Source organism: Neisseria mucosa (assembly GCF_003044445.1).
GTDB lineage: Bacteria > Pseudomonadota > Gammaproteobacteria > Burkholderiales > Neisseriaceae > Neisseria > Neisseria mucosa_A.
Window position 1 is genome coordinate 37,589 of the sequence record NZ_POWX01000006.1, and the last position, 26,238, is coordinate 63,826.

26 protein-coding genes are annotated in these 26,238 nt (G+C 50.8%); 24 read left to right on the forward strand and 2 right to left on the reverse strand.

What is annotated here, in order from left to right; all coding sequences use genetic code 11:
- Positions 1–49 precede the first annotated feature (49 nt).
- The 7 genes from norM (at position 50) to DBY90_RS05030 (ending at position 6,609) form a co-directional block, all read left to right on the forward strand.
- Positions 50–1,429 carry a multidrug efflux MATE transporter NorM gene (gene norM / locus DBY90_RS05000; RefSeq protein ID WP_070491538.1) on the forward strand — a complete coding sequence of 460 codons (1,380 nt, stop codon included), beginning with the start codon at positions 50–52 and terminating at the stop codon, positions 1,427–1,429.
- Between the two features lie 76 nt (positions 1,430–1,505).
- Complete coding sequence (murB, locus tag DBY90_RS05005; RefSeq protein WP_107986627.1) at positions 1,506–2,546, forward strand: UDP-N-acetylmuramate dehydrogenase; 1,041 nt, start codon at positions 1,506–1,508, stop codon at positions 2,544–2,546.
- 34 nt (positions 2,547–2,580) lie between these two features.
- Entirely contained in the window at positions 2,581–3,258 is a 678-nt protein-coding gene (locus DBY90_RS05010; RefSeq protein ID WP_107986629.1) for a TetR/AcrR family transcriptional regulator, read from the forward strand.
- 122 nt (positions 3,259–3,380) lie between these two features.
- Positions 3,381–4,232 (forward strand): diaminopimelate epimerase, encoded by an 852-nt coding sequence (dapF, locus tag DBY90_RS05015; protein ID WP_070491544.1) that lies wholly within the window; start codon positions 3,381–3,383, stop codon positions 4,230–4,232.
- Positions 4,229–4,837 carry a hypothetical protein gene (locus DBY90_RS05020; protein ID WP_070491546.1) on the forward strand — a complete coding sequence of 203 codons (609 nt, stop codon included), beginning with the start codon at positions 4,229–4,231 and terminating at the stop codon, positions 4,835–4,837. Before dapF ends, DBY90_RS05020 begins: the two co-directional genes overlap by 4 nt.
- Before the next feature lie 125 nt (positions 4,838–4,962).
- Positions 4,963–5,895, forward strand: a complete 933-nt coding sequence (gene cysK, locus DBY90_RS05025) for a cysteine synthase A (protein ID WP_003741809.1) — start codon at positions 4,963–4,965, stop codon at positions 5,893–5,895.
- Positions 5,896–6,096: 201 nt separating this feature from the next.
- Entirely contained in the window at positions 6,097–6,609 is a 513-nt protein-coding gene (locus DBY90_RS05030) for a lipoprotein (RefSeq protein WP_070491548.1), read from the forward strand.
- Positions 6,610–6,676: 67 nt separating this feature from the next.
- On the opposite strand, the gene DBY90_RS05035 is transcribed toward DBY90_RS05030, so the two are convergent.
- Positions 6,677–7,075 carry a YkvA family protein gene (locus DBY90_RS05035; protein WP_070491550.1) on the reverse strand — a complete coding sequence of 133 codons (399 nt, stop codon included), beginning with the start codon at positions 7,073–7,075 and terminating at the stop codon, positions 6,677–6,679.
- A gap of 297 nt (positions 7,076–7,372) precedes the next feature.
- Here DBY90_RS05035 and sodC point away from each other — a divergent pair, with 297 nt between their 5' ends.
- The 17 genes from sodC (at position 7,373) to DBY90_RS05125 (ending at position 24,079) form a co-directional block, all read left to right on the forward strand.
- Positions 7,373–7,942: a superoxide dismutase family protein gene (gene sodC / locus DBY90_RS05040; RefSeq protein WP_070491552.1), complete on the forward strand. Its 570-nt coding sequence runs from the start codon at positions 7,373–7,375 to the stop codon at positions 7,940–7,942.
- 652 nt (positions 7,943–8,594) lie between these two features.
- Positions 8,595–8,972 (forward strand): succinate dehydrogenase, cytochrome b556 subunit, encoded by a 378-nt coding sequence (sdhC, locus tag DBY90_RS05045; RefSeq protein ID WP_070491554.1) that lies wholly within the window; start codon positions 8,595–8,597, stop codon positions 8,970–8,972.
- A complete protein-coding gene (gene sdhD / locus DBY90_RS05050; RefSeq protein ID WP_003741798.1) occupies positions 8,966–9,307 on the forward strand; it encodes a succinate dehydrogenase, hydrophobic membrane anchor protein in 342 nt (113 codons plus the stop codon). Before sdhC ends, sdhD begins: the two co-directional genes overlap by 7 nt.
- 2 nt (positions 9,308–9,309) lie before the next feature.
- Positions 9,310–11,073: a succinate dehydrogenase flavoprotein subunit gene (sdhA, locus tag DBY90_RS05055; RefSeq protein ID WP_070491556.1), complete on the forward strand. Its 1,764-nt coding sequence runs from the start codon at positions 9,310–9,312 to the stop codon at positions 11,071–11,073.
- 124 nt (positions 11,074–11,197) lie between these two features.
- Positions 11,198–11,905 (forward strand): succinate dehydrogenase iron-sulfur subunit, encoded by a 708-nt coding sequence (locus DBY90_RS05060; protein WP_002241462.1) that lies wholly within the window; start codon positions 11,198–11,200, stop codon positions 11,903–11,905.
- 3 nt (positions 11,906–11,908) lie between these two features.
- On the forward strand, positions 11,909–12,157 hold the full coding sequence (locus DBY90_RS05065) for an FAD assembly factor SdhE (protein ID WP_003741791.1): 249 nt from the start codon (positions 11,909–11,911) through the stop codon (positions 12,155–12,157).
- Positions 12,158–12,274: 117 nt separating this feature from the next.
- The gene (gltA, locus tag DBY90_RS05070) at positions 12,275–13,558 is read left to right on the forward strand and encodes a citrate synthase (RefSeq protein ID WP_003741789.1); all 1,284 of its coding nucleotides are present in this window, start codon (positions 12,275–12,277) and stop codon (positions 13,556–13,558) included.
- 207 nt (positions 13,559–13,765) lie between these two features.
- Positions 13,766–16,594: a 2-oxoglutarate dehydrogenase E1 component gene (locus DBY90_RS05075; protein WP_107986631.1), complete on the forward strand. Its 2,829-nt coding sequence runs from the start codon at positions 13,766–13,768 to the stop codon at positions 16,592–16,594.
- Positions 16,595–16,706: 112 nt separating this feature from the next.
- Positions 16,707–17,882 carry a 2-oxoglutarate dehydrogenase complex dihydrolipoyllysine-residue succinyltransferase gene (odhB, locus tag DBY90_RS05080; RefSeq protein WP_070491561.1) on the forward strand — a complete coding sequence of 392 codons (1,176 nt, stop codon included), beginning with the start codon at positions 16,707–16,709 and terminating at the stop codon, positions 17,880–17,882.
- 196 nt (positions 17,883–18,078) lie between these two features.
- A complete protein-coding gene (locus DBY90_RS05085; protein ID WP_003741785.1) occupies positions 18,079–18,348 on the forward strand; it encodes a hypothetical protein in 270 nt (89 codons plus the stop codon).
- A gap of 195 nt (positions 18,349–18,543) precedes the next feature.
- Entirely contained in the window at positions 18,544–19,977 is a 1,434-nt protein-coding gene (lpdA, locus tag DBY90_RS05090) for a dihydrolipoyl dehydrogenase (protein WP_107986633.1), read from the forward strand.
- A gap of 199 nt (positions 19,978–20,176) precedes the next feature.
- Complete coding sequence (locus DBY90_RS05095; RefSeq protein ID WP_003755543.1) at positions 20,177–20,464, forward strand: hypothetical protein; 288 nt, start codon at positions 20,177–20,179, stop codon at positions 20,462–20,464.
- A 98-nt stretch (positions 20,465–20,562) separates the two neighbouring features.
- Entirely contained in the window at positions 20,563–21,729 is a 1,167-nt protein-coding gene (gene sucC / locus DBY90_RS05100; RefSeq protein ID WP_016687975.1) for an ADP-forming succinate--CoA ligase subunit beta, read from the forward strand.
- Positions 21,730–21,739: 10 nt separating this feature from the next.
- Entirely contained in the window at positions 21,740–22,630 is an 891-nt protein-coding gene (gene sucD, locus DBY90_RS05105; RefSeq protein ID WP_003755541.1) for a succinate--CoA ligase subunit alpha, read from the forward strand.
- 212 nt (positions 22,631–22,842) lie between these two features.
- On the forward strand, positions 22,843–23,277 hold the full coding sequence (locus DBY90_RS05115; RefSeq protein ID WP_003764337.1) for an ElaB/YgaM/YqjD family protein: 435 nt from the start codon (positions 22,843–22,845) through the stop codon (positions 23,275–23,277).
- Positions 23,278–23,418: 141 nt separating this feature from the next.
- Positions 23,419–23,817 carry a phage holin family protein gene (locus tag DBY90_RS05120; RefSeq protein ID WP_070443059.1) on the forward strand — a complete coding sequence of 133 codons (399 nt, stop codon included), beginning with the start codon at positions 23,419–23,421 and terminating at the stop codon, positions 23,815–23,817.
- Positions 23,810–24,079: a hypothetical protein gene (locus DBY90_RS05125; RefSeq protein WP_003755528.1), complete on the forward strand. Its 270-nt coding sequence runs from the start codon at positions 23,810–23,812 to the stop codon at positions 24,077–24,079. Before DBY90_RS05120 ends, DBY90_RS05125 begins: the two co-directional genes overlap by 8 nt.
- Positions 24,080–24,618: 539 nt before the next feature.
- Here the strand turns inward: DBY90_RS05125 and DBY90_RS05135 are convergent.
- Positions 24,619–26,223, reverse strand: coding sequence for an ABC transporter ATP-binding protein (locus tag DBY90_RS05135; protein ID WP_070860084.1), 1,605 nt, complete (start codon positions 26,221–26,223; stop codon positions 24,619–24,621).
- Positions 26,224–26,238: the final 15 nt, after the last annotated feature.

Sequence of the window (26,238 nt, forward strand, 5' to 3'; positions counted from 1 at the left end):
AGACGACCTGTTTCTTTATTTCCGCTTTTTTAAAGTTCTACAAACACTTATGCTGCTCGACCTCAACCGCTTTTCCTTTTCCGTCTTCCTGAAAGAAATCCGCCTGCTGACCGTCCTTGCCCTGCCCATGTTGTTGGCGCAGGTGGCGCAGGTGGGCATCGGTTTTGTCGATACCGTGATGGCGGGCGGTGCGGGCAAGGAGGACTTGGCGGCGGTGGCTTTGGGCAGCAGCGCGTTTGCCACGGTTTATATTACCTTTATGGGCATTATGGCAGCGCTGAACCCGATGATTGCCCAGCTTTACGGCGCGGGTAAAACTGACGAAGTGGGCGAAACGGGGCGGCAGGGGATTTGGTTCGGGTTGATCTTGGGGATTTTCGGCATGGTGTTGATGTGGGCGGCGATTACTCCGTTCCGCAACTGGCTGACCTTGAGCGATTATGTGGAAGGCACGATGGCGCAGTATATGTTGTTCACCAGCTTGGCAATGCCTGCGGCGATGGTACACCGTGCGCTGCACGCCTACGCTTCCAGCCTGAACCGCCCGCGCCTGATTATGTTGGTCAGCTTCGCGGCGTTTGTGTTGAACGTGCCGCTGAATTATATTTTCGTTTACGGCAAATTCGGTATGCCCGCTTTGGGCGGCGCGGGCTGCGGACTGGCGACGATGGTGGTGTTTTGGTTCAGCGCGCTGGCGTTGTGGATTTATATCGCTAAGGAAAAATTCTTCCGCCCGTTCGGACTGTCGGCAAAATTCGGCAAACCGGATTTGGCGGTGTTCAAACAGATTTGGAAAATCGGTGCGCCCATCGGACTGTCTTATTTTTTGGAAGCCAGCGCATTTTCGTTTATCGTGTTTTTGATTGCGCCCTTCGGCGAGGATTATGTGGCGGCGCAGCAGGTCGGCATCAGTTTGTCGGGGATTCTCTATATGATTCCGCAAAGCGTCGGCTCGGCAGGGACGGTGCGCATCGGTTTTTCATTAGGACGACGCGAATTTTCACGGGCGCGTTATATTTCGGGTGTGTCGCTGGTGTTGGGTTGGATGCTCGCCGTGATTACCGTGCTTTCTTTGGTATTATTCCGTTCGCCGCTGGCAAGTATGTACAACAATGATCCGGCGGTTTTAAGCATCGCCGCCACCGTCCTGCTGTTTGCCGGCTTGTTCCAACCGGCAGACTTCACCCAATGTATCGCGTCCTACGCCCTGCGCGGCTATAAAATCACCAAGGTGCCGATGTTCATCCACGCCGCCGCCTTCTGGGGCTGCGGCCTGCTGCCGGGCTACCTGCTCGCCTACCGTTTCGATATGGGCATTTACGGCTTCTGGACGGCATTGATCGCCTCGCTCACCATCGCAGCCATCGCCTTGGTGTGGTGCTTGGAATTGTGCAGCAGGGAGATGGTCAGATCGCATAAGGTCGTCTGAAAACTCCGCCGCTTAAAATATCGAAACAATGGGCTGAAGCCCGCCACTGACAATATCTATTTTAAAGTTTAAACCCATGCAACCCATCCAATACCAAACCGACCTCACCCCCTACAACACTTTCGGCCTTCACGCCCAAGCCCAAGCCTTTATCGCACTCGAACACGCCGACGAGTTGCGCGACATCGTCCGACTGCCCGAGTTCGACCGCGATACTATTTTATGGCTCGGCGGCGGCAGCAATATCCTTTTGATGCAGGATTACGCCGGACTGGTCGTACATATGGAAAACAAAGGCATACTCGAGATTGCACGTTCAGACGGCCTCGTCTACATCGAGGCGCAGGCAGGCGAAATCTGGCACGATTTTGTCCTGCACACCGTCGCGCTGGGTTTGAACGGGCTGGAAAACCTGAGCCTGATTCCGGGTACAGTCGGCGCGTCGCCCGTGCAGAACATCGGTGCATACGGCGTGGAAGCGAAAGACGTGATTCACAGCGTGCGCTGCTTCGATTTGGATACGGAAACCTTTGTCGAGCTTTCCAATGCCGACTGCCGCTTCGCCTACCGCGAAAGCCTGTTCAAGCAGGAAGGCAAAGGGCGTTATGTGATTGTTTCGGTCGTATTCGCCCTGAAAGAGCGTTTCGAGCCGAATTTGGGTTACGGCGATTTGGCAGCCGCCGTTGCCGAACGGAGTGCGGGCAGGGCGCCGACGGCGAAAGATGTTTCCGATGCAGTGTGTGCAATCCGCAACAGTAAACTTCCTAATCCTAACGTACTTGGTAATGTCGGCAGTTTCTTTAAAAACCCCGTCATCAGCGCGGAAAAAGCCGCGTCCCTGTTGCAACAGCATCCGGATATGCCGCGCTATCCGCAGCCCGACGGTTCGGTCAAACTCGCCGCCGGCTGGCTGATCGACCAATGCCGTCTGAAAGGCTTCCAAATCGGCGGCGCGGCGGTACACGACAGGCAGGCTTTGGTTTTAGTGAATAAAAACAATGCTTCTTCAGACGACGTCCGGCAACTGGCGCGGCATGTCTGTAATACAGTATTTACTCGATTTCAGGTAGAATTACACGCCGAACCCAATTGGCTGCCTGCTTCGTACGGCCTGTAAACAGCGGCAGCAACACTGTTTATTCATTCTGCCGATGCGCGCAAGGAGCTACGACGTGGCACGAGAATCTAAAATCAATACATACACCCGAATCATCAACGACAGCCTCATCCTTTTCAACGAAGAAGGCGAGCGCAATGTCAGCACCAACCATATCGCGGCACATTTGGGCATCAGCCCGGGCAATCTTTATTATCACTTCCGCAACAAAGACGAAATCATCGTCCAACTGTTCAAACGTTACAGCGAAGCCCTGCTGGCATACCTGAATGAAGCCGTGTTGCCCTCTGACGTGGAAGATTCCATCAACTATATGGCAGGCATTTACGACGTGATGTGGGAATACCGCTTCCTGTTTAGCGACGTGAACACCCTGCTTGCGCGCAGTGCCGAATTATTGGGCGAACACAATACCTTCACCCAAGCCAAAGTTTCCCCGCTCTTGGTCAACCTGCTCACCCAGCTCAACGGTCTGAACATCATCCAAGCCGACCAAACCGCCATGAACGACCTCGCCGTCAATATGTGGATGGTAACGAAATACTGGTTCGACTTCGACAGTTCCCTGCGCGGGCGTACCAAGCTGACCGAAGACTCCAAAGCACGCGGCATCCGTCGTACCTTAAGCCTCCTGCGCCCCTATCTCTTGCCGAAACACCGCGAGGAATACGACCGAAGAATTACAGCGGCATCCGATATTTTACAATCATAATCATTGGAACAGGGCTAAAGGTTGTCTGAAAAAAAGATGATGCGTCAAATCTCTGCCTGAGTATCCATGCCTGGTTGCCAATATCTAAAAACATCTCAATTCGATTACAAACAGGAAAACTGATGAAAACCTTGAAATTTACCAAAATGCACGGTTTGGGCAATGATTTTATGGTGGTAAACGGTATCGGGCAGGATTTTGATCCGCTGACGGCGCCGCTTGCCGAATGGTCCGACCGTTTTAGAGGAGTGGGCTTCGATCAGTTGCTGCTGGTGGAAAAGCCGTCTTCCGATGCGGTAGATTTCCGTTATCGTATTTTTAATGCAGACGGCAGCGAGGTGGAGCAGTGTGGCAACGGTGCGCGCTGCTTTGCCCGATTTGTGGCGGATAAAGGCTTGACCGATAAAAAGGAAATTTTGGTTGAAACGGCTAAGGGTGTGATTATTCCCAAGCTGTTGGACAATGGTTTGGTTACCGTGAATATGGGCAAACCGCGTTTTACGTCGTCTGAAATCCCGTTTGTGCCGGTTCCTGACGAAGCGGATGATGCTTTGACGCATATGGTGATGGTCGGTTTGGAGACGGTGCAGGTCAGTTGTGTGAATATGGGCAATCCTCATGCTGTGATTGTGGTTGAGGATGTACAGACTGCACCCGTGGCTCATTGGGGCGAAGCCATTGAGTCGCACGCACAGTTTCCGGAACGTGTCAACGCCGGCTTTATGCAGATTGTCGATAGGGAATCTATCCGCCTGCGTGTATTTGAACGCGGTGTGGGTGAAACTCAGGCTTGCGGTACGGGGGCTTGTGCGGCTGTGGTTGCGGGCGTTCGTTTGGGGCTGCTGACGGAAGGCGTGCCTGTGAAGGTTTCTCTGCCGGGCGGGGATTTGTTTATTACTTGGTCGCATGGTGAGGACGTTTTGATGACCGGTCCTGTTCAAACGGTATTTGAAGGCGAGTTGCAGTATTCATGATTTGGACGAATTTGGATTTTCTCGCAGTTGTTGCTTATGGGCTGGTGTTTTTTGGATTGATTTTCCGCGCTGAAATGTTCCAGTGGTTTTGGGCTTCGGTCGTTTTGTGGCTGGGTGTGTCGATTTTAGGAGCGCAGCTTTTGCCGGGAATGTGGGGGATTACCCATGTCGGTCCATTGTTTGTCCCACATTTTTATCTGACTTTTGCCAGTGTGTTTTTCTTTGCGTTTCATTGGAAAAAGCAGGCGGATACTGATTTTTGGCAAGCGGATTTACGGCATCCGTTTTTGAGTGTGCTTGCTGTCAGCAATGTGTTGATGACTTTGGCTTTTGTGTCGATTATCGCTATATTGTATTTTATGCTGCCGGGCCGTTCTTTGGCTTTTACGTTGCCGGCTTTGTTGAAATTGTACGCGCTCAAGCCTGTTTATTGGTTTATTTTGCAGTTTGTTATCATGACCGTTTTTTATCTGCACCGCAGAAGCATTGCCAAGCAGTCACCAGCGGTGTTCAGTAAAGCGCAACTCAGGCTGGGCTGGCTGATGGCTTTGGTCATGCAGGTTTTGGTAACAGGAGCTTTGGTCGGAGAAATCGGGCTTCATTAAGAAAAAATTTTTGCGAATCAAGCCAAACAACCAAAAGTTATAAAGAAAGAAATATTCGATATTGGTTTTTCAGACGACCTGTCTTTAATATACAGGTCATATCACATCAAAATCTGGAGTAGAAAATGAAGATTGCAAACAGCATTACCGAGCTGATCGGCAACACCCCGTTGGTCAAATTAAACCGTCTGACTGAAGGTTTGAAAGCCGAAATCGCTGTCAAACTGGAATTTTTCAATCCCGGCAGTAGCGTGAAAGACCGTATTGCCGAAGCGATGGTTGAGGCTGCTGAAAAAGCGGGCAAAATCGGTAAAGATACCGTGATTGTAGAAGCGACCAGCGGCAATACGGGTATCGGCTTGGCAATGGTGTGCGCAGCACGCGGCTATAAGCTGGCGATTACCATGCCCGAAAGCATGAGTAAAGAACGCAAAATGCTGCTGCGTGCGTTCGGTGCGGAATTGATTTTGACTCCTGCGTCCGAAGGTATGGCTGGTGCGATTGCAAAAGCCCAAGCCTTGGTGGACGAGCATCCTGATACCTATTTCATGCCACGTCAATTTGATAACGAGGCAAATCCTGAAGTACACCGCAAAACAACCGCCGAAGAAATTTGGCGCGATACTGATGGCAAAGTCGATATTTTTGTAGCAGGTGTCGGCACGGGCGGTACAGTTACCGGCGTGGGCGAAGTGTTGAAAAAACACAAACCCGAAGTCAAAGTTGTCGCCGTAGAACCTGAAGCCTCTCCGGTGTTGAGTGGTGGTGAAAAAGGTCCGCACCCGATTCAAGGTATTGGTGCCGGCTTCATTCCTACCGTATTGAATACCAAAGTATATGACAGCATTTCCCAAGTCCCGAACGAAGCGGCATTTGAAACTGCCCGCGCGATGGCGGAAAAAGAAGGTATTTTGGTCGGTATTTCTTCCGGTGCAGCAGTATGGAGTGCGTTGCAGCTTGCCAAACAGCCTGAAAACGAAGGCAAACTGATTGTCGTGCTGCTGCCTTCTTATGGCGAACGCTATCTTTCTACGCCTCTGTTTGCCGATTTGGCATAATAGAGTTGAGAGAAAATAAGTGATAAAAAAGACCGCTTTTGCGGTCTTTTTCGTGGTTTCGTGCTTTGGTGTGGCACAAAAATGAATTTAAGGCGCCATATCGTGTAAAGATTGGAATGTAAGACGAAAGTTGTTGTAATTCAGTCAACAGAAAAAGTCAGATTGATATAGAATTTGGTTATCTGGATAATCCTGATTATAATGGTAGACATGAAAAAATATATCCCCATCTTATTTGCGTTGGCGGCACTTGCCGGTTGTGAGACCATTTATGTCCCAAGCTTGCAAGAAGTGCCTGTCCGTCCGACTAATGTTAAGCCTAACGTTAAAGCGACTAAGGCTGAAAAACCTGCAGCGTTCAGTTTGGCTTCTTCGCATTGGAGTGATGTTTCAAAAATCCGCGACGAGGCAACGCGTTTGAGCTATCAAGTCAGCCAAGGAAAAATGACCAAAGTTCAAGCTGCGCAATATCTGAACAAGTTCCGCATTCAGCTTGTCGGTCGCAATGTCGTGGATGACAGCGTATATGAGGTTTATCTGCGTTCTGCCGTTGACAGCCAACGAGGTGAAATCAATACCGAACAATCCAAGCTGTATATCCAAAACGCTTTGCGCGGATGGCAGCAACGTTGGAAAAATATGGGCAACAAGCCTTCCAATCCGGCGTTCACCAACTTCCTGATGGAAGTGATGAATATGACTCCGTTGAAATAAGTTTCACATTTCAAGCAAAAGGTCGTCTGAAAATTTTCAGACGACCTTTTGTTTTGGATGTGGATATTTATGATGTCTTACGCAGCAGCTTTTCGGTTGCTACTTTTGCCCGTTCTTTAATGTCTTCGGTCAGGTAGGTTTTCATCTGGCTGTACACCAAAGTAATGACGGCTATGTCGTCGCTGAATCCCAAAGGACCGAGTAAATCGGGAATGCTGTCGATAGGGCTGAGGAAGTAAACCAATGCGCCGACAATAATCATCTTAGCGCGTCTAGGCGTATGAGGGGAGTCCCAAAGATAATACAGCGCATACAACTGACGGACGATGGGTTCGCCTAATCGACCTGCAAAACGGGCGAGTTTGTTGAGGAAGCCCGTTTTGTCCAAATTGCGCCTTCTGAATTTTGGGATAAAGTTTTCCGGATCGGAAGACTGGGTGTATTGTTTTTCTTCGGAGTGTTTCATAACAAGCCTCGCAGTAATTGAGTGAAAAGGGTTTGCCGTAATGCGGGCACAGTATAAAGCGGAGTAAGGCAAAGAAATGTCAGTTTTGCCTAAACGAAGAAAAAAATCATGGCTGACTTCTTCTTTGCCTATCTCTTTAAGATTATAAACAGATATTATTTCAATTAAGGGTGAAAGATAGAAAAATCAAATGACTTTAATAGCTAATAACATCCCAAAAAATACTCGATTTACTCTCCATATTGTTTAGAATACAAAGGAGCTTTTGACATAAATTTGGCAAAAAAGGAGATATAAATGAAATTTAAAACGCTATTAGCTGTTGGCATCAGTGCAATCTGTGCTGCGGGAATCGTCAATGCGCATGAACACAAACATGACCATCTGACACCTGTTGGTCCTTCTATTAAAGTGAAAGTGCAACAACTTGACCCGGTTAATGGTAATAAAGATGTAGGTACTGTAACGATTACTGAATCCAAATACGGCTTGGTTTTTACACCAAACTTAAGCGGATTGGAAGCCGGCTTGCATGGCTTTCACATTCACCAAAACCCAAGCTGTGAGCCGAAAGAAAAAGACGGTAAACTGACTGCAGGCTTAGGCGCTGGCGGCCACTGGGATCCGAAAGAAACCAAAAAACATGGCTTCCCATGGCAAGATGATGCGCATTTAGGCGATTTGCCTGCATTAACCGTATTGCACGACGGCACAGCCACCAATCCGGTTCTTGCGCCACGAATCAAACGCCTTGATGAAGTTCGTGGTCATTCTATTATGATCCACGTTGGTGGCGACAATCATTCCGATCATCCTGCTCCACTTGGTGGTGGCGGTGCGCGCATGGCGTGTGGTGTGATTAAATAAGTAATTGTTAGAAACAAAAAGTGCGGTTAAAAATGTTCAATGTTTTAACCGCACTTTTATTTGCAATGAGATCTACTTCGGCACTTCAGCTGTGTCATTCAATTTATGAATAGCGTCAATCAGCCGTTTATCCGAAACCCGTATCATTTCGCTATGGTTACAGCGCTGTCTTTATGGAGGCATTGGTAGAAATCACACCATCGAGATGGCGCATTACGCAATTCTTTATTCACTAAAATAGTGCAGTTTTGTGATAGAAAAATGAGAGGGTCGTCTGAAAATCTGCCTGTTGGAATTTTGTTTTTAATGTAATGTTTTATCCCATAGGATTATGTTCGTTTTTCTTGTGGTCGAGTTTTTGGATGATATTTCATCATGAATATTTATTAAAAAACAGAATATTAATAATATTTTGAATGTATGGGTTCGGGTAGAATTTATTGGGCGGCAGTGGAAAAGATGTTGATTCAAGTATTAATAGAGGTGCGTATTATCATTGGTAAGGTTTATGATGTATTTTGGTAAAATTTATTAGATTGTTGATAAAATGGACTGTTCAAAATCAGATAAAACAGGTAAATTATGGTTTATGTAACTTAGTGTAGTCTGAGTTACTGGTTTTGAGCTGATAAAAAATACAGAGGAACTGGCTATGTCCGTCAAACCGCGTCCTGTCTTTTTGGAGATTCCCAATATTCGCTTGCCGATACCGGGAATTGTCTCCATCTTGCACCGCATTAGTGGGGTAGCATTATTTGTGATGCTTCCTGTTTTGCTGTATCTCCTGTCCGGTACGTTGAGCCGCGAGTCGGCGTTTGAAACTTACCGTGCCATCGTTTCCAATCCTTTGGTCAAGTTGATTTTAATCGGCGTGTTATGGGCTTATCTGCACCATCTGCTCGCCGGTATCCGTTTTTTACTTTTGGATGCACACAAAGGTCTTGAGCTGAATACTGCGCGCAATACCGCCAAATTGGTGTTTGCTGCTGCTCTGGTGTTGACCGTCGTTTTGGGAGCGTTGTTATGGTAGAACGTAAATTGACCGGTGCCCATTACGGTTTGCGCGATTGGGCTATGCAACGTGCAACTGCGGTTATCATGTTGATCTATACCGTTGCACTTTTAGTGATTCTGTTTACCCTGCCTAAAGAATATTCGGCATGGCAGGCATTTTTCGATCAAGTTTGGGTGAAAGTGTTCACTCAGGTCAGCTTTATCGCTGTATTTTTGCACGCTTGGGTGGGTATCCGCGATTTGTGGATGGACTATATCAAACCCTTCGGCGTGCGTTTGTTTTTGCAGGTTGCCACCATCGTTTGGCTGGTCGGCTGCTTGGTGTATTCAGTTAAAGTAATTTGGGGGTAAGTATGGGTTTTCCTGTTCGCAAGTTTGATGCCGTGATTGTCGGCGGTGGTGGTGCAGGTTTACGCGCAGCCCTCCAATTATCTAAATCCGGTCTGAATTGTGCCGTTTTGTCTAAAGTGTTCCCAACCCGTTCGCATACCGTAGCGGCGCAGGGCGGTATTTCTGCTTCGCTGGGTAATGTGCAGGAAGACCGTTGGGACTGGCACATGTACGATACAGTGAAAGGTTCCGACTGGTTGGGCGACCAAGACGCGATTGAGTTTATGTGTCGCGCCGCGCCTGAAGCGGTGATTGAGTTGGAACACATGGGTATGCCTTTTGACCGCGTGGAAAGCGGCAAAATTTATCAGCGTCCTTTCGGTGGTCATACTGCTGAACATGGCAAGCGCGCGGTAGAACGTGCCTGTGCGGTTGCCGACCGTACCGGTCATGCGATGCTGCATACCCTGTATCAACAAAACGTCCGTGCCAATACGCAATTCTTTGTGGAATGGACGGCGCAAGATTTGATTCGTGATGAAAACGGCGACGTCGTCGGTGTAACTGCCATGGAAATGGAAACCGGCGAAGTTTATATTTTCCACGCTAAAGCCGTAATGTTCGCTACCGGCGGCGGCGGTCGTATTTATGCGTCTTCTACCAATGCCTATATGAATACCGGCGACGGTTTGGGTATTTGCGCCCGTGCGGGTATTCCGTTGGAAGATATGGAGTTCTGGCAATTCCATCCGACCGGTGTGGCAGGTGCAGGCGTGTTGATTACCGAAGGCGTACGTGGTGAAGGCGGTATTCTGTTAAATGCCGACGGCGAACGCTTTATGGAACGCTATGCCCCGACCGTAAAAGACTTGGCTTCACGCGACGTGGTTTCCCGCGCAATGGCGATGGAAATCTACGAAGGTCGCGGCTGCGGTAAAAACAAAGACCATGTATTGCTGAAAATCGACCATATCGGTGCCGAAAAAATTATGGAAAAACTGCCGGGCATCCGCGAGATTTCCATTCAGTTTGCCGGTATCGACCCGATTAAAGACCCGATTCCTGTCGTGCCGACTACCCACTACATGATGGGCGGTATTCCGACCAACTACCACGGCGAAGTTGTTGTGCCGCAAGGCGACGAATATGAAGTGCCGGTGAAAGGTTTGTATGCTGCCGGCGAGTGCGCTTGTGCTTCTGTGCACGGTGCAAACCGTTTGGGTACCAACTCCCTGCTTGACTTGGTGGTGTTCGGTAAAGCTGCCGGCGACAGCATGATTAAATTCATCAAAGAGCAAAGCGATTGGAAACCTCTGCCTGCGAATGCCGGCGAGCTGACCCGCCAACGTATCGAACGTTTGGATAACCAAACCGGCGGCGAAAACGTTGATGCGCTGCGCCGCGAACTGCAACGCTCCGTCCAACTGCATGCCGGCGTGTTCCGTACTGATGAGATTCTGAGCAAAGGCGTTCGAGAAATCATGGCGATTGCCGAGCGCGTGAAACGTACTGAAATCAAAGACAAGAGCAAAGTGTGGAATACCGCGCGTATCGAAGCTTTGGAATTGGATAATCTGATTGAAGTAGCGAAAGCGACTTTGGTGTCTGCCGAAGCGCGTAAAGAATCGCGTGGCGCGCACGCTTCAGACGACCATCCTGAGCGCGATGACGAAAACTGGATGAAACACACGCTGTATCATTCAGATACCAACACCTTGTCCTACAAACCGGTACACACCAAGCCTTTGAGCGTGGAATACATCAAACCGGCCAAGCGCGTTTACTGATGCGTTTTCAGACGACCTCCGTATCACAAGGGGTCGTCTGAAAATCAAATACACCACCATACTGAACGGCCTGAACCCATAACATATAACCATCAGGCGGTTTATGAGAAAAGGAACACTTCTCATGGAAAAAATGAGTTTTGAAATTTACCGTTACAATCCGGATGTTGATGCCAAACCTTATATGCAACGTTACGAGTTGGAACTGGAACCTACCGACGTCAAACTTTTGGATGCGCTGGTGCGCCTGAAAGCGCAAGACGACACCCTGTCTTTCCGCCGTTCATGTCGCGAAGGTATTTGCGGTTCGGACGGTATGAACATCAACGGCAAAAACGGCTTGGCATGTTTGACCGATTTGCGCGGTTTGAAGCAGCCTGTGAAAATCCGCCCGCTGCCCGGTTTGCCTGTCATCCGCGACCTGATTGTGGACATGACCCAGTTCTTCAAACAATACCACTCCATCAAACCTTACGTCGTCAATGATAATCCTATCGATGCTGACAAAGAGCGCCTGCAAACTCAGGAAGAGCGTAAAGAGCTGGACGGTTTGTACGAATGTATTTTGTGCGCCTGCTGTTCGACTGCCTGTCCTTCGTTCTGGTGGAATCCCGACAAATTTGTCGGTCCGTCCGGTTTGCTGAACGCCTACCGCTTCATTGCTGATAGCCGCGATACCATTACCAACGAGCGTTTGGACAATTTGAACGACCCGTATCGTCTGTTCCGCTGCCATACCATCATGAACTGCGTGGACGTCTGTCCTAAACACTTGAATCCGACCCGTGCCATCGGTAAGATTAAAGAAATTATGTTGAAACGAGCCGTTTAAGAAATGATGGTTTTTGACGATATTGCCAAACGGAAAATCCGTTTTCAAACCCGCCGGGGATTATTGGAGTTAGATCTGATTTTCGGTAGGTTTATGGAAAAAGAATTCGAGCAATTAAGCGATAAAGAGCTGTCTGAGTTTTCCGAAATCCTTGAGTTTCAAGATCAAGAGCTCCTGGCTCTGATCAACGGACATTCGGCGACAGACAAGGAACACCTTATCCCCATGCTTGAAAAAATCAGACGAGCTTGACGTATTGGAAATCCGCCTGTTTATCGGCGGATTTCTAGGATACGGAGGTCGTCTGAAAACAAAGACCGTGCTGCATAGGCAGTAACGAAAGCCCCAACTTACAAAGGAGCGATAAATATGTCCAAATCAATTAAACTCAACGTACCTAATCAAGAGGATTTAGAACTGCCCGTATTGGAAGCGAGCATCGGTCATGACGTGGTCGATATCCGCGCTCTGACTAAAAGCACAGGCTTATTCTCATTTGACCCCGGCTTCGTTTCAACAGCAAGCTGCGAATCTAAAATCACTTATATCGACGGTGATGAAGGCTTGCTGTATTACCGTGGTTATCCTATTGAACAGCTTGCTGAAAAATCCGATTATTTGGAAGTCTGCTACCTGCTGATTTACGGCGAGCTGCCTACACCTGAGCAAAAAGCGGAATTTGATAATACCGTCCGCCGTCATACGATGTTGCATGAACAACTGACTTGGTTCTTCCGCGGTTTCCGTCGCGACGCGCATCCGATGGCGATGATGGTCGGTGTGGTCGGTGCGCTGTCTGCGTTCTATCAAGACAGTTTGGATATTACCAATCCCGAACACCGTAAAATCGCGATTTACCGTCTGATTTCTAAGATTCCGACGATTGCGGCAATGTGTTACCGTTATTCCAATGGTTTGCCGTTCAACTATCCGAAAAACAATCTTTCTTATTCCGAAAACTTCCTTCATATGATGTTTGCTACACCATGTGAAGACTACAAACCTAATCCTGTTTTGGCGCGTGCGCTTGACCGCATCTTTATCCTTCATGCGGATCACGAGCAAAACGCTTCAACTTCGACTGTCCGTCTTGCAGGTTCTTCAGGCGCGAACCCGTTTGCCTGTATCGCTGCCGGTATCGCCTGTCTGTGGGGCGCGTCTCACGGCGGTGCGAACGAAGCGGTCTTGAAAATGCTGGACGAAATCGGTGATGTATCCCGTGTTGCCGAATACATGGAAGGCGTGAAACAGCGCAAATACCGTCTGATGGGCTTTGGCCACCGCGTGTACCGCAACATGGACCCGCGCGCCAGCATCATGCGTGAAACTTGCCATGAAGTGCTCAAAGAATTGGGCTTGGAAGACAGTCCGAAATTCAAACTGGCGATGGAATTGGAACAAATCGCCCTGAAAGACCCGTTCTTCGTTGAGCGCAAACTGTATCCCAACGTCGACTTCTACTCAGGCATCGTCCTGTCCGCGCTGGGCATCCCGACCGAAATGTTTACCGTCATCTTCGCCCTGTCGCGCAGCGTAGGCTGGATTTCGCACTGGCATGAAATGATTAGCGATCCTTCGCTGAAAATCGGTCGTCCGCGCCAACTTTATACCGGTGCCGTACGTCGCGATTATGTACCGGCGGATAAACGCTGATAATCGGTATATTAATATGTTGTCGGAGTTTTATTTGAGAAAGCCGAATAGCTTTTTTAAATGAGTTTGTCCGCAATAAACGAAACAGATACAAGTAATTTGGCTGGAAATAGGGTAGAATGAAGTGTCATTTCAAACGGCATGGATTCCGTTGAAACACATGGAATTCTACCCTTTGTTTATATTTTAAAGAAAAGAGCTCGTGTCATGATGGATGAAAAACTCAATTTTTCTTATCTGTTCGGTTCAAATGCTCCCTACATCGAAGAGTTGTATGAGAATTTCTTGGAAAACCCAAATTCTGTCGATGAGAAATGGAAGCAATATTTCACCGACTTAAGCAAGCAGCCCGGTGCGGCAGATGTTGATGTTGCCCATGCTCCGATTCGTGAATCCTTCGCTAATTTGGCAAAAACCAAATCGACGGCGGCTATTGCCGGCGGTATGGATGAAGCCATGATGAAGAAACAGGTCGGCGTACTGCGGTTGATTTCTGCTTACCGTATTCAAGGTGTGGGTGCTGCCCAGCTTGACCCGCTCAAACGTATCCCGCCACGCAACATTGAAGCCCTCGATCCCAAATTCCACGGACTGAATGATGCCGATATGGCGGTTCAGTTCAATATGGGCGAGGGCGATTTTTCCGGCCAAAGCAAGCTGCCTCTGTCCCAAATCATCAGCAACCTCAAACAAACCTACTGCGGTCACCTCGCATTGGAATACATCTACATTCCCAATACAGAAGAACGCCGCTGGTTGCGCAATTATTTCGAGGATGTGCTGTCCACCCCGAGTTACAGTGCCGAACAGAAACGCCGCATCCTGAAAGAAATGACCGCTGCCGAGACTTTGGAGCGTTACCTGCATACCAAATATGTCGGTCAGAAACGCTTCGGCGTAGAAGGCGGCGAGAGCGTGATTGCCGGTCTGAATTACCTCATTCAAAACGCAGGTAAAGACGGCGTCGAAGAAGTCATCATAGGTATGGCACACCGAGGTCGTCTGAATGTCTTGGTCAACATCTTGGGTAAGAAACCGGGCGATTTGTTTGCCGAATTTGAAGGCCGCGCCGAAATCAAGCTGCCTAGCGGCGACGTGAAATACCACATGGGTTTCAGCTCCGACATCGCTACGCCGAACGGTCCGATGCACGTTTCTTTGGCGTTCAACCCGTCGCACTTGGAAATCGTCAACCCTGTCGTTGAAGGTTCTGCACGCGCCAAACAAAAACGTTTGGGCGAAAACGGCCGCGACAAAGTATTGCCCGTATTGATTCACGGCGACTCTGCATTTGTCGGTTTGGGCGTCAACCAAGCGACCTTCAACCTGTCCAAAACGCGCGGCTACACCACCGGTGGTACGGTCCACATCGTCATCAACAACCAAATCGGCTTCACCACCTCCGATACCCGCGACACCCGTTCGACCGTGCATTGTACCGACGTGGCGAAAATGGTTTCCGCTCCGGTCATCCATGTCAACGGCGACGATCCGGAACGCGTTTGCTTCGCCATTCAAGCAGCTTTGGACTACCGTAAAAAATTCAATAAAGACATCGTGATCGATGTCGTCTGCTACCGCAAATGGGGTCACAACGAGGGCGACGATCCGACCCTGACACAGCCGATGATGTACAAAAAAGTATCGCAACACCCCGGTGCGCGTGCTTTGTACACCGAACAACTGATTGCAGAAGGCGTGGTGACGCAGGCAGAAGCCGACGGCTATATCCAAGCCTACCGCGATGCTTTGGATAAAGGCGAACATGTCGAACAAACGACGTTGAGCAATTTCCAACGCACGCAAATTGACTGGAGCAAATACCAAGGCAAAGACTGGCGCGAAGATGTGGAAACCGGTCTGCCCGCTGCCGACATCGAGCGTCTTGCCGAGAAATTTACCGCCGTTCCCGAAGGCTTTGCACTGCATCCGACTGCCAAACGCGTGCTCGAAGCGCGTAAAGGCATGGCTGCGGGCAGTCAGCCGATTGACTGGGGTATGGCGGAAACCCTCGCATACGCCAGCCTGGTCACCAAAGGACACGGCGTGCGCATTTCCGGCGAAGACTCCGGACGCGGTACGTTCTCACACCGCCATGCTGTATTGCACGACCAAAAACGCGAAAAATGGGATGACGGCACTTATGTACCGCTGCGCAATATGGGCGAAGGTACGGGCGAATTCCTCGTTATCGACTCCATCTTGAACGAAGAAGCAGTCATGGCGTACGAATATGGCTTTGCCTGCTCCGCACCCGACAAGCTGACCATTTGGGAAGCGCAGTTCGGCGACTTTGCCAACGGCGCGCAAGTAACCATCGACCAATTCCTGTCATCCGGCGAAACCAAGTGGGGTCGTCTCTGCGGTCTGACCACCATCCTGCCGCACGGCTATGACGGACAAGGTCCGGAACACTCCTCCGGCCGTGTAGAACGCTGGTTGCAGCTCTGCTCCGAAAACAATATGCAAATCATCATGCCGTCCGAAGCGTCGCAGATGTTCCACCTGTTGCAACGCCAAGTCTTGAGTTCGTACCGCAAACCGCTGGTGATTTTCATGTCCAAACGCCTGTTGCGCTTCAAAGGCGCGATGAGCCCGCTGGAAAACTTTACCGAAGGTTCGCGCTTCCGCCCCGTCATCGGCGATACCGCCGAGCGTGGCAACAATGAAAGCGTGAAACGCGTGATTCTGTGCGCCGGACAGGTTTACTACGATTTGGAAGCAGGCCGCGCCGAGCGCAAACTGGAAAACGATGTCGCCATCGTCCGCGTCGAGCAGCTTTATCCGTTCCCATACGACGAGGTGCGTGCAGAGCTGGCGAAATACCCGAACGCGAAATCCGTGGTTTGGGCGCAAGAAGAGCCGAAAAACCAAGGTGCCTTCTACCAAATCCGCCACCGCTTGGAAGACGTTATCAGCGAAAGCCAAAAACTGTCTTATGCCGGTCGTCCGAGCAGCGCATCGCCAGCCGTCGGCTATATGAGCAAACACGTTGCCCAGCTGAAACAACTGGTTGAAGACGCAATGACGCTGTAACGCAATACGGTGCGGCGTTCCGAATGAAACACTTCAAACGGAACGCCCGCCAAGCAAAAGAGATAACACACAACAGGTCGTCTGAAAACCAACGACCATCTGGAGACACAAAATGATTATTGACGTAAAAGTACCCATGCTGTCCGAAAGCGTATCCGAAGGCACGCTCTTGGAATGGAAGAAAAAAGTTGGCGAAGCCGTAGCGCGCGACGAAATCCTGATTGACATCGAAACCGACAAAGTGGTTTTGGAAGTACCTTCCCCACAAGCCGGCGTATTGGTTGAAATCATTGCCCAAAACGGCGAAACTGTTGCCGCCGAACAAGTATTGGCGCGTATCGACACTGCTGCAACTGCTTCTGCTGAAGCTCCAGCCGCTGCGCCTGTACCTGAAGCTGCTCCCGCTGCTGCACAAACCAGTGCCGCTATGCCTGCTGCCGCCAAGCTGGCAGCCGAAACCGGTGTTGATGTGAATGCGCTGCAAGGTTCCGGCCGCGACGGTCGCGTTTTGAAAGAAGACGTGCAAAACGCTGCCGCCAAACCTGCTGCTGCACCCGCTGCCGCGCCAGCACCTGTTCCCGCCGGCGCACGTCCGGAACAACGCGTTCCGATGAGCCGCCTGCGCGCCCGTGTTGCCGAGCGTCTCTTGGCTTCGCAACAGGAAAACGCGATTTTGACTACGTTCAACGAAGTCAACATGAAACCCATCATGGACTTGCGTGCGAAATACAAAGAAAAATTCGAGAAAGAACACGGTACCAAACTCGGTTTCATGTCTTTCTTTGTTAAAGCAGCCGTTGCCGCGCTGAAAAAATATCCGGTGGTCAATGCCTCCGTTGACGGCAACGACATCGTTTATCACGGTTACTTCGACATCGGTATTGCCATCGGCAGCCCGCGCGGTCTGGTCGTGCCGATTCTGCGTGATGCCGACCAAATGAGCATTGCCGACATCGAACAAGCCATCGTCGATTACGCCAAAAAAGCCAAAGACGGCAAAATCGCGCTGGAAGATTTGACCGGCGGTACGTTCAGCATCACCAACGGCGGTACGTTCGGTTCCATGATGTCTACCCCGATTATCAATCCGCCGCAATCCGCCATTTTGGGTATGCACGCGACCAAAGAGCGCGCAGTCGTGGAAAACGGTCAAGTCGTCGTCCGCCCGATGATGTATCTGGCACTCTCTTACGACCACCGCATCATCGACGGCCGCGAAGCCGTGTTGACTTTGGTTGCCATCAAAGACGCGCTGGAAGATCCGGCACGCCTGTTGTTGGATCTGTAAACGCCGTCAAAGGGATATAAAGCGGATAAAAACAAAGCAGTTTGAAATCGGGCTGCTTACTGGCTTTCAGACGACCTCGAAACGAAAAAAGGTCGTCTGAAAACAGCGGGATGTTTGAAACCCAAGGGAGAATAGAGTTTGTTGCTGCCATTTTTCGTGCAGAAGCAAACGCTTGAAAATCCATAGGAGCATATCCATGAAACCCATCTCCCTGTTTCCGCTTTTGGCTGTCGTTTCCCTGCTTGGCGCGTGTGCTGCATTCGAAGGCAAGGAATATTCTGTCAACGCCTACGACGCGCGCGGCAGAATGTTGAACAAGCGTTTTGAAATGGACAGCAACAAAGCAGGCATTCCCGTCGCCCGCAGCGTTTTGTGCAAACGCTATCCGCACGCTACCGTCCGCGTTTACAACAATTTCACCGGACACGAAGTCAGGGAATACAGCCCGCATTCCTGCCGCCGCTGATGCGTCCGAACCAATCGGGCTGAAATTTGAAAAGGTCGTGCCTGCGGGCAGGCTTCACACTCTGAAAAAGGCAGAATGAGTTTTAATTTTGTTGAAGCCGCGTTTTCAGACGACCTCTCATGCAAAATACAGTGGATGAACTTTTGCTGAAGGTTTTCCTGCGGCAAAAATATCAAACAACAAAGGATTTTTCACATGTCTCAATACGATGTAGTAGTCATCGGCGCAGGCCCCGGCGGATATGTTGCCGCCATCCGCGCCGCCCAACTGGGTTTCAAAACCGCCTGTGTCGATGCGGGCGTCAACAAAGCAGGCGACGCGCCCGCGCTGGGCGGCACCTGCCTGAACGTCGGCTGCATTCCTTCCAAAGCCCTGTTGCAATCCAGCGAACATTTCCACGCCGCGCAACATGATTTTGCCGAACACGGCATCAGCGTCGGCGACATCAAATTCGACGCAGCGAAAATGATTGCGCGCAAAGACGCCATCGTAACCAAGCTCACCGGCGGCGTGAAATTCCTGTTCCAAAAAAACAAAGTAACCAGCCTGTTCGGTACGGCTTCATTTGCCGGCAAAAACGGCGATGCCTACCAAATCGAAGTCGATAACAAAGGCGAAAAAACCGTTATCGAAGCCAAACACGTCATCGTGGCGACCGGTTCCGTGCCGCGTCCGCTGCCGCAAGTTGACATCGACAATGTAAACGTATTGGACAACGAAGGCGCATTGAACCTGACCGAAGTGCCTGCCAAACTCGGCGTCATCGGTTCGGGCGTGATCGGTTTGGAAATGGGTTCTGTGTGGAACCGCGTCGGTTCGCAAGTTACCATCCTCGAAGCCATGCCGACCTTCCTTGCCGCTGCCGACCAGCAAATCGCCAAAGAAGCCTTCAAATACTTCACCAAAGAGCAGGGCTTGAACATTGAGCTGGGCGTGAAAATCGGCGACATTAAATCTGAAGGCAAAGGCGTTTCCGTTGCCTACCAGACCGCCGCAGGCGAAGCCAAAACCGAAGTATTCGACAAACTCATCGTCGCCATCGGTCGTATTCCGAACACCAAAGGCTTGAACGCCGAAGCCGTCGGCTTGGAAAAAGACGAGCGCGGCTTTATCAAAGTGGACGGCGAGTGCTGCACCAACCTGCCTAATGTCTGGGCAATCGGCGACGTGGTTCGCGGTCCGATGCTGGCACACAAAGCCAGCGACGAAGGCGTGGCGGTTGCCGAGCGCATCGCCGGTCAGAAACCGCATATTGATTTCAACAACGTACCGTTCGTGATTTACACCGACCCCGAAATTGCTTGGGTCGGCAAAACCGAAGAGCAACTTAAAGCCGAAGGCGTGGAATACAAAAAAGGCACTTCCGGCTTCGGTGCAAACGGTCGCGCGTTGGCAATGGGCAAAGCCAAAGGTACGGTCAAAGTGTTGGCAGATGCCAAAACCGACCGCATCTTGGGCGTACACATGATTGGTCCTGTTGTCAGCGAATTGGTTACCGAAGGCGTGACTGCGCTCGAATTCTTTGCCAGCAGCGAAGATATCGCCCGCATCATCCATGCCCATCCGACTTTGTCCGAAGTGGTTCACGAAGCTGCGCTGGCCGCCGACAAACGTGCTTTGCACGGCTAATCAGGACAAGTAAAGCATAAAAGGTCGTCTGAAAAAGTTTCAGACGACCTTTTCGGAAAGATGAATGTTCGCAAGTAAAGTTCTGATGGGTATAGAGAGAAAGTAGGGCATATCGGTTGCCGTCGTTCTCGTATCAGAATGACGATTTAAGCTGAATCTACTATATAATCGGCGATACATTCACAGACAGCATTTAATTATGAATAAAGAAGTAATCGGTATCCTGTTTATACCGATGGGCATTATCAGCATGTGTATGGCCGCGTTGTGGCAGATGTATGTGATGATGACCGAAACTTATACGCTCAACCGTTTCAAAGATAAAGAATTGGTTTGGCGCGTAGCATTGTTGTTTATCAGTTTCAGCCTTGCCGTTTACCTGCTCTGCCCGAATTCGCGTAAAAAAGGCATCGTCTTTTTTATCCTCGGGGGCGGCGGCGCAATCATGTATCTGCTTGCGCGGATGTGGTTGCCGTTCAGCAAGTGAAACGACGATTTTCCGACCGCCGAAAGGTCGTCTGAAACGCACGGGGTTGCCATTTGGAGGCAGTCTCAGGGCATTCCACTAATCTAAAGGAGAAATCCATGAATCTACACGAGTATCAGGCTAAAGAACTGCTGGCAGGCTACGGCTTGCCCGTGCAAGGCGGTATTTTGGCGCACAACGGCGAAGAAGCCGCAGCCGCTTACGACAAACTGGGCGGCAAATTTGCTGTCGTTAAAGCCCAAGTCCACGCAGGCGGACGCGGTAAAGCGGGCGGTGTAAAAGTCGTCAAAAGCCGTGAAGAAGCCAAAGAAGTGGCGGAAAGCCTGATTGGCACCAATCTGGTTACTTATCAAACCGATGCCAACGGTCAGCCGGTCAACAGCGTTTTGGTTTGCGAAGACATGTATCCGGTGCAAACCGAGCTGTATTTGGGCGCGGTGGTTGACCGTTCTACCCGTCGCATCACATTCATGGCTTCGACCGAAGGCGGTGTGGAAATCGAAAAAGTTGCCGCTGAAACCCCTGAAAAAATCTTCAAAGTAACCGTTGACCCGCTGGTCGGCCTGCAACCTTGCCAAGCGCGCGATGTGGCGTTCCAACTGGGCTTGAAAGACAAACAAATCAACGAGTTCGTCAAACTGATGACCGGCGCGTACAAAGCGTTTGTCGAAAACGACTTCGCTCTGTTTGAAGTGAACCCGCTGGCAGTCCGCGAAAACGGCGCGCTGGCCTGCGTGGACGGCAAAATCGGTATCGACAGCAACGCGCTCTACCGCCTGCCGAAAATCGCCGAATTGCGCGACAAATCTCAAGAAAACGAACGCGAGCTGAAAGCCTCCGAATTCGACCTGAACTACGTTGCGCTGGAAGGCAACATCGGCTGTATGGTGAATGGCGCAGGTTTGGCGATGGCAACCATGGACATCATCAAACTCAAAGGCGGCCAACCTGCCAACTTCCTCGACGTAGGCGGCGGCGCGACTAAAGAGCGCGTGGTTGAAGCGTTCAAACTGATTCTCGAAGACAAATCCGTCAAAGGCGTATTGATCAACATCTTCGGCGGTATCGTCCGTTGCGACATGATTGCGGAAGCCATTGTGGCAGCCGTTAAAGAAATCAACGTTGACGTGCCTGTCGTTGTCCGTTTGGAAGGCAACAACGCCGAACTCGGCGCGAAAATCCTGAACGAATCAGGTCTGAAACTGACTTCCGCCGACGGCCTGAATGACGCAGCCGAAAAAATTGTCGCAGCCGTAAACGCCTAAGGAGAAAAGAATGAGCGTATTGATTAATAAAGACACCAAAGTATTGGTTCAAGGTTTCACCGGTAAAAACGGTACTTTCCACTCCGAACAAGCTCTGGCTTACGGCACTAAAGTCGTCGGCGGCGTTACCCCGGGCAAAGGCGGCCAAACCCACCTGAACCTGCCCGTGTTCAACACCATGAAAGAAGCCGTTAAAGAAACCGGCGCGGACGCATCCGTGATTTACGTTCCGGCTCCGTTTGTGTTGGATTCTATCGTTGAAGCCGTTGATTCCGGCGTAGGCTTGGTGGTTGTGATTACCGAAGGCGTGCCGACTCTGGACATGCTCAAAGCCAAACGCTATTTGGAAACCAACGGCAACGGCACACGTTTGGTCGGCCCTAACTGCCCGGGCGTGATTACTCCGGGCGAGTGCAAAATCGGCATTATGCCGGGCCATATCCACCAACCTGGCCGTATCGGCATCATTTCCCGTTCCGGTACATTGACTTACGAAGCCGTGGCACAAACTACCAAACTGGGCTTGGGTCAATCAACCTGTATCGGTATCGGCGGCGACCCGATTCCGGGTATGAACCAAATCGACGCGCTGAAACTCTTCCAAGAAGACCCAGATACCGACGCCATCATCATGATCGGTGAAATCGGCGGTACTGCGGAAGAAGAAGCAGCCGAATACATCCAATCCAACGTAACCAAACCTGTTGTAGGTTACATCGCAGGTGTTACCGCTCCTAAAGGCAAACGCATGGGCCACGCCGGTGCGATTATCTCCGGCGGCAAGGGTACTGCGGAAGAAAAATTTGCCGCTTTCGAAAAAGCCGGCATCGCCTACACCCGCAGCCCTGCCGAATTGGGCAGCACCATGCTGGAAGTGTTGAAAGCAAAAGGCTTGGCGTAATAACGCTTAGTCGTTTTGACTGAAAAACCGAAAGGTCGTCTGAAAACTTGGAAACAGGTTTTCAGACGACCTTTTTATCTCTAGCGTTAATCTTTACATGTTTTCAAACCAACTTTAGCCGAATTGACTTGAGAAGAAGTGTAAAGGGGTTATAATCAGTTAACAGATGAATAATCTGTTATTTCACCCATATGGACATCAAGGAGAAGGTAATGAAAAAACATGATTTTGAATCCCGCAAAGAAGCTTTGTTGAAAGACATTCAAGATGTAATGAACGATGTCGAAGAGCTGTACACCAAAGGCGTGGAAGCCGGCTCGGAAGAAGGTAAAAAAGCCAAAGCCAAATTGCAGGAAAAACTCGAAGCCGCCAAAGAGCGTTTGTATCGTTTTGAAGACGAAGCAGGCGAGCGCATCAGACATCATGCCGACCGCGCGCGCGAAAAATACGACGAATTTGAAGAATTGGCAGAAGAGCGTTTCAAAGAAGGCAAAAAACGCTTTGCCGAGTTTGGAGAAGAAGCGGGTGACCGCATCAAACGCGGCGCACGCCAAGCCGATGCAGCCGTACACGACAAACCTTATTACGCAATGGGCTTTGCTGCACTGGCAGGCTTGGTCGTCGGCGTCTTGCTGAACCGCCGATAATCGGTCAAACAGGAATGCCGTCCGGACACGATTTTTAGAAGTCTTGTTCCGGCGGCGTTTGCTTATGAGGGGCGGCAAAGGTTTCAGACGACCCCAAAGCCTTCGGATTGTCCGTTTCGGAGCAATCAGGGAAATCGGAATATGGGTATCAGACAAAATATCGAACATACGAAAACGCTGCTGAATCAAGGTATCGATTTGCTTTTGCTGCGGTTGCAGATTTTGAATCTGGATTTGGCGGAGCAGGCGGAAAACGTGTTCCGCATCATCATATGGTTGGTCGTATCGGGCATATTGCTGCTGATTGCATTCATCAGCCTGCTTTTTGGACTAAACCGCGCGTTGTCGGATACCGCGGCTATATGGGTATTTTTCGGGATAACCGCCCTCAGCCTAATTGTCATTGCAATTTTGTTCGGTAAAGTGTCAAAAGACTGGCGCAGCCAAAACAACCAAATCGCGGCAACCTTGCAGGACATCCGGGCAGACATCGCCTGCCTGCGCGGTCAAGATATGCAGGAAGGAGGGGGCGATGAATAAAACGGAACGCGATGAAGCACGCGAACTGCTGCAACTGGAAGCCAAACTCGTCCGCCTGAGGATTGAGGCATCGTATTTGAAACAGCGTAAATTGAAGGAACAGGAAGAGCGCAAGTCGGACACGCTGATGAAGCTGCTGGATTTGGGCAACGAGCTGACGCAGACAAGCCTGCTGTATAAAACGGCAGGACTCGCCATTCCGCGCAAATACCGCTTCGGCGCACTGCTGGCAGCGTTTGCGTTGAAGGCTGCGATGAAGTAGATGGGATTAGAAAGAAGGTCGTCTGAAAGTTGGGTTTCAGACGACCTTTTTGTATAGTGGATTAAATTTAAATCAGGACAAGGCAACGAAGCCGCAGACAGTACAGATAGTACGGCAAGGCGAGGCAACGCCGTACTGGTTTAAAGTTAATCCACTATATTTGTGGGGTTCGTGGGCGAAGCCCACGCTACGGTGGGTTTCAGACGATTTTTGGTTGTCGGTGTAGGTTGGGATAACCGTATCCGACGGGATATTTTTCTGCCGTCATTCCCGCGCAGGCGGGAATCCATCGGAAACCCTAAGAAACAGATATTCAAAAACAGTTGCCGAAATTCAAAAGTGGATTCCCGCCTGCGCGGGAATGACGGCTGCTGGAGGTAATTATGGGTTGGATTGGTAAAGTTTGCGTTGAAATTTGCGATGAAGTAGATGAGATTAGAAAGAAGGTCATCTGAAAGTTGGGTTTCAGATGACCTTCTGAGGTTGGCAGGATTCGTGGGCGAAGCCCACGCCACATCTAGTTTTCAGACGACCTTGGGTCAGAGGTCGAAGGCGGCGTTGATGAGGCGTTTGGTGTAGTCTTTCTGCGGGTGGTGGAAGATTTGGTCTGCGCTGCCGTATTCGACGAGTTCTCCGTGCTGCATGACGGCGACGTTGTCGCTGACAGCGCGGACGACGGAGAGGTCGTGGCTGATGAAGATGTAGGTCAGTCCGTATTTGGTTTGGAGTCCGCGCAGCAGTTCGACGACTTTGATTTGGACGGAGCGGTCGAGGGCGGAGGTGGGTTCGTCGAGGAGGATGAACTTGGGCCGCAGGATGAGGGCGCGGGCGATGGCGATGCGTTGGCGTTGTCCGCCTGAGAATTCGTGCGGATAGCGGTTGAGTGCGTCGGCGGGCAGGGAGACTTCGTCCAGGACTTTGAGGACGAGTTCGGTGCGTTGGGCTTTGGTCATTTCGGGGCGGTGGACGGTGAGGCCTTCGCCGATGATTTCGCCGACGGTGAGGCGGGGGGAGAGTGAGCCGTAGGGGTCTTGGAAGACGATTTGGCGTTCGGCTTTGAGCTGGCGCGCGCGCTCGGAAGTGAGGGCGTCGAGGTCGCTGCCGTCGAAGTGTATGCTGCCTTGGTAGGGGAGCATTTGCATGATGGCTTTGCCGAGTGTGGATTTGCCGGAACCGGATTCGCCGACGATGCCGAGGGTTTCGCCTTGGCGGATGGCGAGGCTGATGTTTTTGACGGCGTGGAAGGTTTTGAGGGGTTTGCCGAAGAAGTTGTGTTTGAGGGTGAAGTGGACGTTGATGCCGTCGGCGCGGATGAGCTCGGGCGGGTTGCCTTCTACGGGGTCTTTCATGCCTTTGGGGACGGAGTGGATGAGTTGGGCGGTGTAGGGGTGGGTGGGGTTGGCGAAAACTTGTTTGATTTTGCCGCGCTCGACGATTTCGCCGTCTTTCATGACGCAGACGGTTTCGGAGTAGTGTTCGGCGAGTCCGAGGTCGTGGGTGATGAAGATTATCGCCATGCCCATTTGTTTTTGGAGGTCGTGGAGGAGGTCGAGGATTTCTGCCTGGATGGTGACGTCGAGGGCGGTGGTGGGTTCGTCGGCGATGAGCAGGGCGGGCTCGTTGAGCAGCGCCATGGCGATCATGATGCGCTGGAGCTGGCCGCCTGAGAATTCGTGGGGGTATTGTTTCAGACGACGTTCTGCTTCGCGGATGCCGACGCGGTTGAGGAGGTCGAGAATGCGTTCGCGGGCGGCTTTGCGGGTGATGGTTTTGTTGTGGACGCGCAGGGCTTCCATGAGCTGGGTGCCGATTTTCATGAAAGGGTTCAGCGAGGTCATGGGCTCTTGGAAGATGAAGCTGATGCGTCCGCCGCGCAGGCTGCGGAGGGTTTTTTCGTCTGCGTCGAGGATGGATGTGCCGTCGAAGGTGATGCGCGAGTCTTGTCCGTAAAGGGTGCTATTTTCGGGCAGGAGGCGCATGAGGGACATGGCGGTAACGGATTTGCCGGAACCGGATTCGCCGACGAGGGCGAGGGTTTCGCCTTTGGCGACTTTGAAGCTGATGTTGCGCACGGCGTGGACGGTTTTTTCGTGGAGTTGGAAGCGGATGTCGAGGTTTTCGACGGTGAGTAACGGGGTGTTCATGGGTGTGTCCTCGTG